11 protein-coding genes are annotated in these 12,542 nt (G+C 74.9%); all 11 read right to left on the bottom strand.

Annotated features, from left to right (window positions below; all coding sequences use genetic code 11):
- Positions 1–104: 104 nt before the first annotated feature.
- The gene (locus tag ACTWQF_RS15120) at positions 105–1,061 is read right to left on the bottom strand and encodes a polysaccharide pyruvyl transferase family protein (protein WP_443279898.1); all 957 of its coding nucleotides are present in this window, start codon (positions 1,059–1,061) and stop codon (positions 105–107) included.
- Positions 1,058–2,215 (bottom strand): glycosyltransferase family 9 protein, encoded by a 1,158-nt coding sequence (locus ACTWQF_RS15115; protein WP_443279897.1) that lies wholly within the window; start codon positions 2,213–2,215, stop codon positions 1,058–1,060. The genes ACTWQF_RS15120 and ACTWQF_RS15115 overlap by 4 nt, the downstream gene beginning before the upstream one ends.
- Positions 2,212–3,720, bottom strand: a complete 1,509-nt coding sequence (rfaE2, locus tag ACTWQF_RS15110; RefSeq protein WP_443279896.1) for a D-glycero-beta-D-manno-heptose 1-phosphate adenylyltransferase — start codon at positions 3,718–3,720, stop codon at positions 2,212–2,214. Before rfaE2 ends, ACTWQF_RS15115 begins: the two co-directional genes overlap by 4 nt.
- Before the next feature lie 142 nt (positions 3,721–3,862).
- The gene (locus ACTWQF_RS15105) at positions 3,863–4,471 is read right to left on the bottom strand and encodes a D-sedoheptulose-7-phosphate isomerase (protein ID WP_443279895.1); all 609 of its coding nucleotides are present in this window, start codon (positions 4,469–4,471) and stop codon (positions 3,863–3,865) included.
- Between the two features lie 11 nt (positions 4,472–4,482).
- Entirely contained in the window at positions 4,483–5,775 is a 1,293-nt protein-coding gene (locus ACTWQF_RS15100; RefSeq protein ID WP_443280163.1) for a glycosyltransferase, read from the bottom strand.
- A gap of 32 nt (positions 5,776–5,807) precedes the next feature.
- Complete coding sequence (locus ACTWQF_RS15095) at positions 5,808–6,773, bottom strand: glycosyltransferase (RefSeq protein ID WP_443279894.1); 966 nt, start codon at positions 6,771–6,773, stop codon at positions 5,808–5,810.
- Positions 6,770–7,849, bottom strand: a complete 1,080-nt coding sequence (locus tag ACTWQF_RS15090) for a glycosyltransferase family 9 protein (RefSeq protein WP_443279893.1) — start codon at positions 7,847–7,849, stop codon at positions 6,770–6,772. Before ACTWQF_RS15090 ends, ACTWQF_RS15095 begins: the two co-directional genes overlap by 4 nt.
- Positions 7,846–8,559, bottom strand: a complete 714-nt coding sequence (locus ACTWQF_RS15085) for a D-glycero-alpha-D-manno-heptose-1,7-bisphosphate 7-phosphatase (RefSeq protein WP_443279892.1) — start codon at positions 8,557–8,559, stop codon at positions 7,846–7,848. The genes ACTWQF_RS15090 and ACTWQF_RS15085 overlap by 4 nt, the downstream gene beginning before the upstream one ends.
- A complete protein-coding gene (locus ACTWQF_RS15080; RefSeq protein WP_443279891.1) occupies positions 8,556–9,638 on the bottom strand; it encodes a glycosyltransferase family 2 protein in 1,083 nt (360 codons plus the stop codon). The genes ACTWQF_RS15085 and ACTWQF_RS15080 overlap by 4 nt, the downstream gene beginning before the upstream one ends.
- Positions 9,635–11,326, bottom strand: a complete 1,692-nt coding sequence (locus ACTWQF_RS15075) for a carbamoyltransferase family protein (RefSeq protein WP_443279890.1) — start codon at positions 11,324–11,326, stop codon at positions 9,635–9,637. The genes ACTWQF_RS15080 and ACTWQF_RS15075 overlap by 4 nt, the downstream gene beginning before the upstream one ends.
- Positions 11,327–11,372: 46 nt before the next feature.
- Positions 11,373–12,353 (bottom strand): NAD-dependent epimerase/dehydratase family protein, encoded by a 981-nt coding sequence (locus ACTWQF_RS15070; RefSeq protein ID WP_443279889.1) that lies wholly within the window; start codon positions 12,351–12,353, stop codon positions 11,373–11,375.
- Positions 12,354–12,542 lie beyond the last annotated feature (189 nt).

Raw genomic sequence — 12,542 nt, 5'->3', positions numbered from 1 at the left:
CCTGGGGGTATCCCTGCTCGAAGAGCTCGGGGGAGCATGGCGGGCGCGGCCTCGTAACGCCGGCCACACCTCCTCCGAACAGGTTCTCATCCCTGCAAGAAGTGTCAAACGGGGCGAATGGTGTGATCGGCGCTCTCCTCGCTCCGCACAAGGGAATCGCGCAGGGCAGCGGCGAGCGGCTCGGGCTGCGGCGTGCCGGTGTACGCGGCGGCGCGGCTCCGGCCCTCCCCGCGTGCCCACTCCCACCAGTGCGCCAGCGCCGCGTCGTCCAGCCGCTCGGCGGGGATCAGCGCGGGCCAGCCGAGCGCCCGCGCCTGCGCGCTGACCTTGGCGCCCCCGGCCACCGGATCGACGGCGACGGCGGGTACGCCCGACCGCAGCGCCAGCACCATGCCGTGCAGCCGGTTGGTCACCACCAGATCGACGCGGGCCAGCACGGCGTCCAGTTGCTCCGGGGTGCCGCACAGTCGCCAGTCGCGGGTGTCCAGCCGCGTCTCCAACTCCAGCCGTGCACAGTCCTGTCCGCCCAGCCAGTCGGTGATGTGACGGGCCGACTCCTCGTGCCGCCGACGGCCCGCGTACTCGTGCTGCCCCGTCGTGAGGACGGTCGCCACCACGGGCGGCAGCAGGTGCGGTGGCCTGGTGCCCGCCGACAGGTCGGGCGACGGGCCGGGGGCACCTCCCGGCGACAACTGGGGGAGGGCGGCGCCGCCGTCCCGGGCGATCACCTCGTGGAACCCCCGCACGGCCGGGTCCTCGGGGTCGACCACGGAGACGCCGACGGCGACGCGGCGGCAGTGCGCGAAGCGCTCGTGCAGCGCCGCCGTCTGCGGTCCGCTGCACGGCCCGCAGACGAACAGCAGCAGGTCGTACGCGTCAGGCCGTACGGTCTCCAACGACAGCTCCCCCGGCCGGAATCCGGGGCTCCACGCCACGTCGTACGCCACCCCCGCCTCCCGCACCACCTCCTCGGCGCGCCGCAACGCCAGCACGTCCCCGGCCGTGACCTCCCCCTCCACAAAGCTGAACCACCCGGTGAGCAGCGCGCGCCGGTACGTCACGGCGCTGCCCCGTGGGGGAGCGCGGGCGCGGCGCAATCCGCGTCCTGAAGCGAGGGTGGATCTCCCAGCGCCGCGCACGCCTCCACGACCTCCTCCGGCGTGATTCGCAGCAGCCGCGGATCCGGCTCCGCCCCGTGCGGGTCGCCGGCGCGTACCCCGTCACCGGGGTACGGCCGCCACAGTCTGCGATGCCGCGCACGCGCGGGCGGCCCCCACAGAGCAGGGGAAACGGGCCCGAACAGCGCGACCGACGGCGCTGCGAGGGCCGAGGCCAAGTGGGCCACTCCCGTGTCGCCGACCACCACCACGCGCGCCTGAGCCACCAGCGGGGCCAGCGTGCCGAACGGCAGCCCCGCAGGCGTGCCCAGCACAGCCGCGGGCGGCAACCCGGCCTGCTCTGCGATGCCGGCGGCGAGCTCGCCTTCGCCGGGCCCGGACGTGATCACCACCTCCTCGCCGCGCGCCCGCAACTCCCGTGCGACAGCGGCGAACCGCTCGGGCGGCCAGCAGCGCGCCCCGGCATCGGCGCCCGGATGGAGCACCACGGCTCCGGGTGCCGGCGACGCGGCGGCAGGCCGCCGCAGCAGCAGATCGTCCGGGTCGGCGGGGATGCCGTACCAGGTCAACAGGCGGCACCAGCGCTCCCGTTCGTGCTCGTCGGGCCGCCAGCGGGGCGCCGACCCGTCCGCGTACGCCAGCAGCCGCCGCGGGGTGAGCCGGGCGAGGACCGCGCGGCTCGCCGGGCCGTTGCCGTGCAGATCGACGGCGAGGTCGGGCGGGGACCACGGCCACGGCACCCGAACCGGGACCTCGCGGTCGGGCGCCCCGGCGGGCAGCAGGACATCGACGGCATCGACAGCGCGCACCGCGTCGGCCAGCCACCACGGGGCCGCCAGCACCAACTCGTGCCGGGGGAGCGCGCGGCGCAGCGCGCGCAGGGCCGGGACGGCGGTCAGCAGGTCCCCCAGCCCCAGGGCACGAAGCAGCAGGGCGCGCGGCCGGTCCCGGTCGCTGCCCGCCCCCTCCCGCAGGATCAGCGGGCCCGGCCGCTCCGGTTCACCCCCGGGCCGCCCCGGCCACGCCCCACCGGGCTGGCCCCGGCCACGCCGGGCACCGCTGCCCGGCGGCGGGTCACCCGCCGGGCGGGGACTCATGAGGACTGCTCCAGACCACCCAGACCACCCAGACCACCCAGGCCGTCCAGTTCGTTCGGACCGTCCATGCCGGAGGACCGCACCGTGCCGTGGTGGCCGGCGGCACGGCGGGCCAGGGCCGTGGTCGAGCGGCCGTCCAGGTACGGGAGGAGCAGGACGCGTCCGCCCCATTCCTCCAGGGTGGCGGCCTCGGGGAGCCGCTCCGTCCCGTAGTCGCCGCCCTTGACCCACACATGCGGACGCAGCTCCCGCAGCAGGCGTTCGGGAGTGTTCTCGTCGAAGACGGCGATCGCGTCGACGCAGTCGAGCCCGGCCAGCACCGAGATCCGGTCGGCCTCGGGGGTGATCGGCCGGCCCTCGCCCTTGAGCCTGCGCACCGACACATCCGAGTTGAGGCAGACGATGAGACAGTCGCCGGTGCGGCGCGCGTTCTGCAACATGCCGACGTGTCCCGCGTGCAGCAGGTCGAAGCAGCCGCCGGTGGCCACGACCGTGCCACCGCGGGCCCGTACGGCGGCGGCCAGGGCACGCGCGTCGTCCGTCTTGGAGACCGGCGGCGCGGGCGGCGGCGGACTGGGCACTCCGCCCCACAGCGCGGGGTTGCGTACCCCGCCGGCGGCCACGAAGGCGCCGGACTGCCGTACCGCCTCATGGGTGGCCTCCTCCGGCAGCCCCCCGTCGGCCAGGGCCCGCGCGGCGGTCGCCGCGAAGCAGTCACCGGCGCCGCACGGGTCGCCGTCGGCCTCCTGGAGCGCGGGGAAGTACAGCGGCGCCTCGTCCCCGGGCCGGGCCAGCACCGCGCCGCGCCGGCCCAGCGTCACCGCGACCGCTGCGCTGCGCCACACGGAGGCGAGGGAGGCGCCGCGCCACCCGTGCCCGTGCAGCCCGTCGCCGTCGGTGTCCGGGTACTCACCGGAGCACAGCACCATCGCCTCCGCCGCGTTCGGCGTCACCAGGCGGGCACCGGGGACGGGCGGCTCACCGCGCGGGTGAGGGTCCCACACCACCTGGGTCTGCCCGGCCAGCACGGCGAGTTCGGCCCGCAACCGGGCCGCGACCCCGCGCCCGTAGTCGGAGACGAGCACCGTGTGCGCCCCGGCGAGCGCCGTACGCACCTCGTCGGTGACAGCGCCGACCGTGCCGCCGCCGCGATCCACCCGCAGCAGCGGCCGGCCGTCCGCGCACAGCCGCGTCTTGACGGGCACGCTCCCGCGCAGCGGCAGCTCCAGCAGCCGCACCCGCGGCGACAGCAGATCCCGCACCGTCTGGTCGGACCTGCTCCGGCCCAGCGCGGTGACCAGGACGATCTCAGGATGGTCCGCCGCGTCCGGCGGGAAGGTCCCGGCGAGCGTCGCGGCGAGCCCGGCCCCGCCGGGCCGGTTGTGCTCCTCGGACACGTCCAGTACCGGCGCCGGCGCGTCCGGGGCCAGCCGGTCGGCCTGGCCCTCGACGTCGGTGTCCAGCAGCGTGTCGCCGACGACGACGAGCGGGCGGTTGCGTGGCATTGGTGCTTCCTTCTGTCGTCCTGGGCGGTGCCCCTGTCCGTTGTCCGCGGGCTGCCCGTTCGTTGTGGTTGCTCGCGCAGTTCCCCGCGCCCCTTACGGGGCGCGTTCCCCTGCTGCCCCATAACGCGTTCCCGGGCACGCGTTACGGGGCCTCCACAGCTGAGAGCAGGTTCTCGGCGGGCTGCTGCGCGGCGTCGAACGCCTCGCACAGCAGATGCACGGCCACCAAATGCACCTCCTGTACGGTCGCCGTCGTGTCGGCGACCACGCACAGCGCCGCGTCGGCCGCGGCGGCCAGCGGATTGGGCGCCGGCCCGGTCAGTGCCCACACCCGCAACCCCGCCTCACGGCCCGCCATCGCGGCGTTCAGCAGGTTCTCGCTGCGGCCCGACGTGGACAGCAACAGCAGTACGTCCCCGGGGCGTCCGTGTGCGGCCACCTGGCGGGCGTACAGATCGGCGAAGCCGTAGTCGTTGCCGATGGCGGTGACGGTGGAGGTGTCGGCGTGCAGCGCGATGGCGGAGTACGGTCTGCGTTCGCCCTGGTAGCGGCCGACGAGTTCGGCGGTCAGATGCTGGGCCTGTGCCGCGCTGCCGCCGTTGCCCGCGGCCAGCAGCCGTCCGCCGGCGCGCAGTGCCTCGGCCAGCCGCTCGCCCCAGGCGGTCACTTGGGCCGTGCGCTGTTCCCGGAAGGCGGCCACGGCCTGTTCGAGTGCCTGGCAGTGTGCGTGTGCGGGATCGGCAGAAAGCATCTCGGGGCTCCTCAGGGGACGGCCGGTATCACCGGCACGGCAGTCGGCTGTGCGGCGGCCCGCGCCGCGCGGGCGTCCAGAACGCGCCGGTAGACGTCCTCGGTCTGCGCCACCACGCGCGCCCAGCTGTACCGGGACAGCACCCGCCGCCGCCCGGCGGCGCCGTACGCCCTGCCCCGCGCGGGCATCGCCAGCAGCGTCCGTACGGCCTGCGCCAGCGCCTCCGGGTCACGGGGCGGCACCAGCAGCCCGGTGCCGCGGTGTGCGACGGTGTCGCACTGGCCGCCGACAGCGGTTGCCACCACGGGCGTGCCGCAGCTCATCGCCTCCAGGGGGACGATGCCGAACGGCTCGTAGTCGGCGGGGCACAGCACGGCGTCCGCCGCGCGCATCAGCCGCGGTACCTCGTCCCGGTTCAGCCCGCCCGTCAGGTGCACCCGGTCGGCGACGCCCAGTTCGCGGGCCAGCTCGCGCAGCCGCCGGGCCTCCGGGTCGCGGGTCAACTCCGCGCCCTTCGGGCCGCCGGCGATGACCAGTTCGGCCTCGGGTATGCGGCTGAGCGCGGCGATGGACAGCGCGGCGCCCTTGCGCGGCACCAGCCGTCCGATGTGTGCCAGCAGCGGGCGGTGCGCGGGGCGTTGCCACTGCGGGCCTGTCGGGGTGAACACCTCCGGGTCGACGCCGCACGGGACTACGGAGACGTGCTCGGCACCCACCCGCATCGCGGCCAGCTCCGCCACTTCGTCCCGGCAGGTGGCGATGATCCGGTCGCAGCAGGTGCCGATCGCCGTCTCGCAGGGGATGCGTTCGCCGGGGCTGGTGTCCGCGTCGCCCTGGTGCCGCCTCTTGACGGTGCCCAGCGCGTGGTACGTGTGCAGGAACGGCAGGCCACCATCCGGGCCGCCCTGCGCCGCCTGCAGCGTGGCCAGCCCGGACATCCAGAAGTGCGAGTGCACCAGGTCGGGCCGCTCGGCAGCCCACTGCGACGACAGGAAGGTGCCGAAAATCCCCATGTAGGGCAGCAGTTCGTCCTTCGGTACGGGGCGCGGCGGGCCCGCCGGCACATGGTGGACGTCCACACCGTGCCGCAGCGGCAGCCGCTCGGGCAGGTCGGGGGAGTCGCGGCGGGTGTAGACGGTCACCCGGTGCCCCTGCGCCGCCAGCGTCTCGGCCAGCCGCGCCACATGGACGTTCTGGCCGCCCGCATCCGCGCCGCCCAGCGCCGCCAGCGGACTGGCGTGCTCCGAGACGAGCGCGATGCGCAGCTGCTCCTTCTTCCGGGCAGTCCGGGCGGTCCGGGCCATCCGGGCGGTCCGGGCCGGCTCTTGGGACATCATCAGCGGGTCACCTCCTCCAGAAGCTGCTCCCAGCGGTGCAGGAACGGTTTGAGCCCGTAGCGGCTCAGTGCGGCCCGCCGGGCGCGGGCCCCGTCCTCGGCGGCGGCCTGCGGCTCGTTGACGTACCGGCGTGCCGCCTCGGCCAGCACCTCGGGGCGGGTGGAGAGGGTGCCGGCGCCCTCCGGTACGGCCTCGACCGCCTCGGTGGTGGCCAGCGCGACCACCGGCATGCCCAGATGCATGGCCTCCAGCAGCGACAGGCCCAGCGAGGTCCACCGCACCGGGTGCAGATAGCAGCGCCGCAGCGCCAGCGCGGAGTGCAGCTGCTCCTGCGGCAGATCCTGTGCCCGGCAGCGCTCCGGCGGCAGCCCCAGGTGCGCGGCGAGCGACTCGGTACGCATCCCGAACACGTCCAGCGGCGCCGCCTCGCTCAGCGCGGGCAGCAGGTCGGTGCCCACATACCGGCCGCGCCGTACGGGGTCGTTGACGACGACGGCAGCACGGGCCAGTTCCCCGGTCCACTGGTGGCCCGGGTCGACGATGCCGTGCTCGATGACGGTGGTGCGGGTGGCGCCGTTGTCCCAGAAGAGCCGGTTGAAGTGGGTGACGTGGACCAGCGTCAGGTCGCGGCGGTCGGCGCACGGGTGGCGGGTGTCGGGCACGTCGCCGTCGGGCGCGTTGTGCTCCAGGTAGACGGCCGGGATGTCGCGGCCGGGACGGCGACCGCCCAGCCAGCGCGCCGCCAGCTCCTCCTCGTGCGGGCGCTGCAGCACGACGACGTCCACGTCCGTTCCGGCCAGCTGCTGCGGGCTCACCTCCCGCACCGACTCCGGCCAGGCGAAGGTCTTTGCCCGGCCCAGTCCGTCCGGGCCGCGGTCGGGCAGCACCGGCACCAGATAGGTGTGCGGACCCTGGACGAACGCCGTCGTCCAGGAGCCGTGCACATGCCACAGCAGAATCCTCATGCGCGGGCCTCCAGAGCCGTCCGGTCCGGTGCGGGAGCGGATGCCGTCCGTGCCGTCGGCGAGGGGGAGGCGGACGGCAGCCGGTCGAGCGCCGCCAGCACTTCCGCGTCGTCCACCGCGTCCAGGCACGGGTGCCCCGGCACCGGGCAGCTCACCTTGCGGGTGCCGGCGCACGGCGCGTTCCGGTCCCCGAGCAGTACGTGCGGCACCCCGAACGGCGCCCAGCGGTCGGCCGGTACCACGGGGGAGAACAGGCAGACGACCGGAGTGCCCACGGCAGCCGCCAGATGGGAGGGGCCGGTGTTGCCGACGATCGCCGCGCGGGCGCCCGCCAGCACCCCCGCCAGCTCGTGCAGCCCGGTCCGGCCGCCCAGGTCCAGCGCGTGCTCCCCGGCGACGGCGGCCGTCAGCTCCTTCTCCGACCTCCCCCCGGTGACCACCACCCGGTGTCCGGCACCGGCGAGCGCCGCCACCGCGCGCGCCGCCCGCTCGCGGCTCCACGCACGGGCGGGTGCCGAGGCGCCGGGGTGTACGACGACGTACGGGTCGGTCCCGGTCAACGGGCCGGTGTCGGGCGGAGGGTGGATCGCCAGGCCGCCGTGGTCGCCCTCCGGCAGCGCGAACCCGGCAGCGTCCGCCAGCTCCATGGCCGCCTCCGCCTCGTGCCGCCCCGCCGCCCTACGGTGCCGCAGCTCCAGCAGGCTGCCGGGGTAGTCCTCGCTGTCCGCACCCACCCACGGCACCCCGGCGAGCTTCAGCAGCAGCGCCATGGGCAGCGGGCTCTGATGGAACGACGTGAGCACCAGTGCGCGGTCGATACGCCGCCGGGCGAGCGCCTCGATCAGCGCGGCCGTCTCACCGCGGTCCACCGCCGCGGGCGGCCGTCCCACCCAGGGCGCATCGAAGGTGAGCACCTCGTCGACCCCCGGCAACAGCCGTGCCGCGCCCGCGCCGTGCGCCCCCGCCAGCAGCGTCACCCGCCGTGAACCGGCCGCCGCCATCCGTACGGCGGGCCCGGCCAGCAGTACGTCGCCGACGCTGTCGAGCCGTACCAGGAGCGTGTGCGGTCGGGTCATGCCGGGCCTCCAGGGCGGGTGGGGGCACCGACCAGGGCGCGGACGGCAGCCGCCAGGTGCGCCGCGGTGCGGGGTGCTGCGCGGGTCTCGGCCGTGCGGGTGGCGGTGTTGGGCACGAGCACGCCGGTGGCCCCGGCCCGGTGTGCGGCGCCCAGGTCGGCGGCGATGTCCCCGACCACGGCGGTCTCGGGAGGGCGCACCCCCAGCACCCGGCATGCGGCCAGCACCAGCCCGGGCGCCGGCTTGCGGCAGCCGCAGCCCTCCTGCGGGCGGTGCGGGCACACGGCGGTCACCGCGAGCGGTCCCACCAGCGCCTCCATCCGGGCGTGCAGCGCGTCCAGTTGCTCCAGCCGCAGGATGCCGCGCCCGATGTCGGGCTGGTTGCTCACCACGCCCGCGGGCACTCCGGCGGCACGCAGCGTCGCCAGTGCCTCCCGCGCGGAGGGGAGCGGCCGTACCCGCCCGGGGTCGGTGTTGTGCGGTACGTCCTCGATCAGGGTGCCGTCCCGGTCGAAGAGCACGGCGCGGGGCCGCCCGCACGCCGGTACCGCCGCGCAGGGGGCCGGATCCGTGTGGGGCAGCCGCACCAGTGGCTCCGCGGGCCCGTCCTGGTACCAGGTGGCGGTCGCCGAACGGAGCACCACGGCGGCCGGGCGCGCACTCGCGGCCCCGGGCCGGGGGGCGGGCTCCACGGATGCCTGACTGTTCATGCCCGCACCTCCCGGGCACCGACGGTCATCTCCTCGCCACCGCGGCCCGGTTGCCCGCCGGAGCCGGACTCCCCGGCCCCGGTGCTGCGCGCGGGCAGCGTCCGCAGCCAGGCGCCCGCCCAGTGCCAGGTGGCGAACGGCGGGATCAGCAGGCTGCTCAGCAGCATGGTGAGGCTCTCGTCGCGGGTGCGCGGGCCGGGGCGCAGCCGGGCGTACAGGAACTCGCCCGTACCCAGCAGCCACAGCCCGCCCAGCACGGCTGCCGCGCGGCGGCGCCCGGCGGTCAGCGTGCCGAGTGCGGCACCGGCCGCCGCGGTGACGGCCACATGCCGCGGCAGCCGGCCGCGCGCTGCTCCGGCGCGCCGCCACCAGTCGGGGCCGTGGATACGGTTCATCAGCACGTCGTCGGCGTTGCCGCGTTGGGTGCGCACCGAGACCCAGCGGTCCGCCGGCCGCACCGGGTGCACCGTATGGCGTTCGCCCTGTTCCAGCCGCCATCCGGCGTCGAGCAGCCGCAGCGCCAGATCGGCGTCCTCCCGGAAGGCCCGCCGGAAGCGCTCGTCGAAGCCGCCGACGGCTTCCAGGGCCGTACGCCGGTAGGCCATGTCGGCGGTGATCCAGCGCGCGCCGGCCAGTCCGGCTGTGTTGCGCTCCCAGTCGGTGGGCGGCCGGTGTCCGGGCAGCGGGACCGTGATGCGGGCCTGGCTGCCGGCAGTGGTCCGGTCGGCGGCGGCCAGATCGACGGCGAGCCGCCGGGTCCAGTGCTCGCCCGGGAGCACGTCGTCGTCCAGGAACGCGATCCACTCCTCCTCGGCGGCCCGCCAGCCCACGTTCCGCGCGGCGGCGGGCCCGGCCGCCGCACCCGTCACCACCTCGACCAGTGACGCCAGTGCGTCCGGCACCTGGACGGGCAGCGGGCCGCACTCGCGGGCCGGGCGGTCGTCCACGAGCACGATCCGGCGCGGGCGCGGCGGCCCGGCATCGGCCAGCGCCTGCAGCGTCCCGGCCAGCGACGGCCTGCCCAGGGTGGGGACGACGACGGCGAACTCGGGCGCGGAGTCCGGATGTCCGGTGCTCACGTGGGCTCCCCTCGTATGACGTCGAACGCTTGGGGCGGTTCCATGCGGTGGAAGAAGCTCGCCCGCCGCACCACGTACGGGCCGATCGCCAGCAGGTCCACCGGTGCCGAACCGAAGCACTCCAGCGCGTCCCGCGGGTCGTCCACCATCGGCCGTCCCGCCGTGTTCAGGCTGGTGTTGACGACGACCGGCAGCCCGGTGAGCCGTTCGAACGCCGCCAGCATCCGGGCGAGACGCGGCTCCTGCTCGCGGTCGACGGTCTGGATGCGCGCCGTGCCGTCGGTGTGCACCACCGCGGGGATACGGTCCAGCCAGGCGGGCCGCACCTCGTGCACGAAGAGCATGTACGGGCTCGGCAGCGGCCCTTCGAAGATCTCCGGCGCCCGCTCCTTCAGGACCATCGGCGCCACCGGGCGGAACTGCTCGCGGCCCTTCACATCGTTGAGGCGTTCCAGATTGGCGGCCCGCCCGGGGTGCGCCAGCAGCGAGCGGTGGCCCAGCGCACGGGGACCGTACTCGGAACGCCCCTGGAACCAGGCGACGATGGCGTCCTCGGCGAGCGCCTGCGCCACCGTCTCCGCCACGTCGTCGGGCCGCTCGAACGGCACCCCCGCGGTGGTCAGCCACTCCCGCAGCTGCCTCTCGTCCCACTGCCGTCCCAGGTCGGCCCCGCCCATCGGTGCGGTCGCATCCCCGCCCTGGGAGGCCAGCGCCAGCGCGCCGCCCAGTGCCGTACCGGCGTCCCCGGCCGCCGGCTGCACCCATACGCGGGAGAAGGGGCCCTCGGCAGCCAGCCGTGAGTTGGCCACACAGTTGAGCGCCACCCCGCCCGCCATGGTGAGCAGTTCGTCGTGTGTGCGGCCGTGCAGCCAGCGGACCATGTCCAGCAGCGTGTCCTCCAGACAGCGCTGCGCACTGGCCGCCAGATCGGCCTGCTCCTGCGACCAGCCCTCGCCGCCCTGCCGGGCGGCCGGGGCGAAGCTCTCCCAGGGCACGTCCTTGGCGACGAACCCGCCGTCCCCGGTGGAATGCACGTACTTGGCCAGTTCGGCGGCCATCCGCGGCCTCCCGTAGGAGGCCAGCGCCATCACCTTGTACTCGTCGCTGGAGCGCAGGAACCCCAGATGCTCGGTCAGCTCCTCGTAGACGAGGCCGAGCGAGTGCGGCAACTGCTGGCTGTGCAGCGGTTCGAGGGCCGTGCCACGGCGCCGCGCCGCCAGATGGGACGTCGACTCGCCGCGCCCGTCCACCACCAGCACCGAGGAGCGCTCCGCGTCGGGCGCGGCGAACGCACCGGAGGCCGCGTGTGCCATGTGGTGCTGGACGAAGCGCACCTTCTCGGGGTCCAGGCCCGGCAGTGCCTCGGACAGGAAGGACGGTGCTTCCCGCGCGTACGTCAGCCGCAGCGGGTCCCACGGGTCGTCGAGGCCCATGTCGACGGCGGGTTTGGCCAGGTCCGGGTCGAAGGAGTAGGCGACCGCGTCGATGTCCTGCGGCCGCAGCCCCGCCTCGGCCAGACACCAGGCGGCGGCCTTGTACGGAAGCTCCCAGGCGGCGAACGGCACCGGCCGTTTGCCGTGCTTGCGCCGGGAGAACCGCTCCTCCTCCGCCGCCGCGACCGTATGTCCGTCGATGACGAGCGCGGCTGCGGGGTCGTGGAAGAGGGCGTTGATACCGAGAACGCGCATGGTCTGCCTTTCGCCGGGAGGGCCGGGGCGGGGAACCGGGCCGGTGTCAGCCGCTGGTGTGGTGCCGGCGGAACCAGCCGATCGTCCGCTCCAGCCCGTCGCGGGCGGCGACGCGCGGCTCCCACTGCAGCTTTCCGCGGGCCAGGGTGATATCGGGGCAGCGCACGGCCGGGTCGTCGCTGGGCCGCTCCACGAAGCGCAGGCCCGAGGACGAGCCGGTCAACTCGATGACCAGCTCGGCCAGCTCCTGCATGGTGATCTCGTCCGGGTTGCCGATGTTGACGGGGCCGAGCAGCTCGGAACCGGCCATGGCGAGGACGCCGTGCACCGTGTCGTCGACGTATGCGAGGGAACGGGTCTGCCGCCCGTCACCTGTCACCGTCAGCTCCTCGCCCGCCAGCGCCTGCCGTACGAAAGTGGGGACGGCCCGCCCGTCGTAGCCGCGCATCCGCGGCCCGTAGGTGTTGAAGAGGCGGACGATGCCCACATTGCTGCCATGGGTACGGGCCTCCGCCGCCGTGAGCGCCTCGCCGAACCGCTTGGCCTCGTCGTACACGCTGCGCGGCCCGACCGGGTTCACATGCCCCCAGTACCGCTCGCTCTGCGGGTGCTCCTGCGGGTCGCCGTACGCCTCCGAAGTCGACGCGTGCACAAACCGCGCCCCGTGCCGCCGGGCCAGCGCCAGCGCGTTGCGGGTGCCGGAGCTTCCCGTCTCCAGCGTGTGCAGCGGCATACGCAGATAGTCGGCGGGAGAGGCCGGGGAAGCGAAATTCAACACCAGGTCGGGAGGGGGAGAGGCGTTATCCACCTCGAACGGATGGCAGATATCGGCCTCCAGCAGCGTGAATCCCGGCCGCCCCGTCAGATGCGCCACATTTTCCCGGCGACCGGTGCAGAAGTCGTCCACGCAGGTGACCTGGCAGCCGCTTTCCAGCAGCGCGGTGCACAAATGCGAGCCGAGGAAGCCCGCACCGCCGGTGACGACGGCGTGCCGAAAGCGGGATATGGCAGCGGTGGGCACATCCATGAGCGCTCCTACAGGTGAGGAGGGGGAGGCGAAAGGAGGAGGCGAGGGAATTCGGCGCCGCTGTCCCCAGCCTGAGGTGAGCCACCGGGAGCCGCAACTGAAGAGCTGGTGAACGCTGCTGCCCGTAGCGCTGCGCAGCGTGGTCGAGTTGGTGGTGCTACGCGGTCAGTCACGGACACACAGCCAGCG

Origin of the sequence: Streptomyces sp. 8N114 (genome assembly GCF_052245835.1) — a bacterium.
Taxonomy (GTDB): Bacteria; Actinomycetota; Actinomycetes; order Streptomycetales; family Streptomycetaceae; genus Streptomyces.
The sequence above is the reverse complement of the archived record's forward strand: the minus strand, read 5'-3'. Positions and strand labels throughout refer to the sequence as shown.

Coding starts and splice junctions, on each gene's coding strand:
- ACTWQF_RS15070 (WP_443279889.1), bottom strand. CDS start 12,353: ATGGATGTGCCCACCGCTGCCATATCCCGCTTTCGGCACGCCGTCGTC.
- ACTWQF_RS15105 (WP_443279895.1), bottom strand. CDS start 4,471: ATGCTTTCTGCCGATCCCGCACACGCACACTGCCAGGCACTCGAACAG.
- ACTWQF_RS15085 (WP_443279892.1), bottom strand. CDS start 8,559: ATGAACAGTCAGGCATCCGTGGAGCCCGCCCCCCGGCCCGGGGCCGCG.
- ACTWQF_RS15095 (WP_443279894.1), bottom strand. CDS start 6,773: ATGAGGATTCTGCTGTGGCATGTGCACGGCTCCTGGACGACGGCGTTC.
- rfaE2 (WP_443279896.1), bottom strand. CDS start 3,720: ATGCCACGCAACCGCCCGCTCGTCGTCGTCGGCGACACGCTGCTGGAC.
- ACTWQF_RS15100 (WP_443280163.1), bottom strand. CDS start 5,775: ATGGCCCGGACCGCCCGGACTGCCCGGAAGAAGGAGCAGCTGCGCATC.
- ACTWQF_RS15090 (WP_443279893.1), bottom strand. CDS start 7,849: ATGACCCGACCGCACACGCTCCTGGTACGGCTCGACAGCGTCGGCGAC.
- ACTWQF_RS15075 (WP_443279890.1), bottom strand. CDS start 11,326: ATGCGCGTTCTCGGTATCAACGCCCTCTTCCACGACCCCGCAGCCGCG.
- ACTWQF_RS15115 (WP_443279897.1), bottom strand. CDS start 2,215: ATGAGTCCCCGCCCGGCGGGTGACCCGCCGCCGGGCAGCGGTGCCCGG.